The 1,960-nt window shown below is 69.7% G+C and carries 2 protein-coding genes; one reads left to right on the top strand and one right to left on the bottom strand.

Annotated features, from left to right (window positions below; genetic code table 11):
• Positions 1-384: hypothetical protein (locus tag AC1D12_RS32085; RefSeq protein ID WP_477845205.1), on the top strand; the 384-nt coding region annotated here is incomplete at its 5' end.
• Here the strand turns inward: AC1D12_RS32085 and garD are convergent.
• Positions 342-1,916: a galactarate dehydratase gene (gene garD, locus AC1D12_RS32080; protein WP_477845204.1), complete on the bottom strand. Its 1,575-nt coding sequence runs from the start codon at positions 1,914-1,916 to the stop codon at positions 342-344. The genes AC1D12_RS32085 and garD overlap by 43 nt on opposite strands.
• Between the last annotated feature and the right edge of the window lie 44 nt (positions 1,917-1,960).

The following is a 1,960-nucleotide window of genomic DNA, read 5'->3' as shown; positions in this document are numbered from 1 at the left end:
GACCCGGAGCGTCGCGGACCCTCCGGGCTGACGACACTGGAGCTGGCTGAATTGCTCCCGCCGCTGGAGCCGCTCCCGCTTCCGCCGCCTGAAGCGATGCGCCCCCCGCAGACGCTGTGGCGCGAGGTTCCCCGGCTGCTCTTCTGCATCACCGTCGGCGTCATCTCGGTGATGCACATCAGCTTCTTCATGACACAGGCCGAAGAACCCGTCAGCACGATCCGTTGCGTGGACATCGTCCGCAACGCCGTCATCTTCGCCGGCATCGGGCTGCTGTGCGCCGTGGCCGGCGCCGCGCTGCTGTCGAGGCTGAAGCAGCTGCTGCGCAAGCGCCGCGTCGATCAGGTCACCGGCGCCGGGTTGAACAGCACCAGCGCGTTGTGAAGCTTCCAGCGCTCCGCCCAGGTCTTCGTGCGGCCGCTCGCCACCTCGAGCATCAGGTGGAACAGTTCCCAGCCCACGTCTTCGATCGTCGCGTCGCCGTCGGCAATGCGTCCGGCGTTCACATCCATCAGGTCATGCCAGCGCCGCGCCAGGTCGCTGCGCGTCGCCACCTTGATCACCGGGCACTCGGCCAGGCCGTACGGCGTGCCGCGGCCGGTCGTGAAGATGTGCAGGTTCATGCCGGCCGCCAGCTGCAGCGTGCCGCAGATGAAATCGCTGGCCGGCGTGGCCGCGTAGGTGAGGCCCTTGGTCGCGAGCTTCTCGCCCGGTGACAGCACGCCGGTGATCGGCGCACTGCCGCTCTTGACGATCGAGCCCATCGCCTTCTCGACGATGTTCGACAGCCCGCCCTTCTTGTTGCCCGGCGTCGTGTTCGCACTGCGATCGACGCGGCCCTTCTGCAGGTAGGCGTCGTACCAGGCCATCTCGCGCACCATCGCCTCGGCGATCTCGGGCGTCGCGGCGCGCGCGGTGAGCTGTGCGATGCCGTCGCGCACCTCGGTGGTCTCCGAGAACATCACGCTGGCACCGGCACGCACCAGCAGGTCGGTCGCGAAGCCGACCGCCGGGTTCGCGGTGACGCCGCTGAACGCATCGCTGCCGCCGCACTGCACGCCCACCACCAGGTCGCTGGCCGGGCAGGTCTCGCGGCGGCGGCGGTTCAACCGCTCCAGGTGCGTGCGCGCCGTCGCCATGATCGAGTCGATCATCGACATGAAGCCCACGTGCGCCTCCGCCTGCAGGCAGACCACGTCGAGCGCCTCGGCTGTCGTCGAGTCTCCGCCGCGCTCGTCGCGGATCGCGATCGTGCCCGGCGGCAGCAGCCGCTCGGGCTGCAGCTTCTCGCAGCCCAGGCTCACCACCATCACCTCGCCGCCGAAGTTCGGGTTCAGGCTGATGTTGCGCAGCGTGCGGATCGGAATGATGGCGTCGGGCGCGTCGATCGCGACGCCGCAGCCATAGGTGTGCTCCAGCCCGACCACGTCGTCGACGTTCGGGTAGCGCGGCAGCAGCTCGGCCTTGATGCGCTGCACCGCGAAATCGACGACGCCGGCCACGCACTGCACCGTCGTCGTGATCGCGAGGATGTTGCGCGTGCCCACCGAGCCGTCGGCGTTGCGGAAGCCCTCGAAGGTGTGGCCCTCGAGCGCCGGCATCGGCGGCGCAGCGCGCGTGGCCATCGGCAGGCCGGTCAGCTCGCGCGCCTCGGGCATCTGCAGCAGSCGCTCGTGCACCCAGCTGCCGGCCGGGATGTCCTTGGCGGCCAGGCCGATGCTCACGTGGTAGCGCAGCACCGGCGCGCCGGCCGGCAGGTCGACCAGCGCCACCTTGTGGCCCTGCGGCACCGCATCGCGCAGCACCAGGCCGCCGTCCAGCACGGTGCCGGCGGGCAGCCCGCCATCGTTGGCCACGATCGCGACGTTGTCGAGATCGTGCATCCTGATCGTCAAAGGTCGTTTCGTCTCAGCCATATGGGTGCCTTGATCCAGCGGACGCCGTGGAACCGGCTTTGCCG

It is taken from the genome of Rhizobacter sp. P1_G5 (assembly GCF_056405435.1).
Note: the sequence above shows the minus strand (reverse complement) of the source record. Positions and strands in the feature narration are given on the sequence as shown.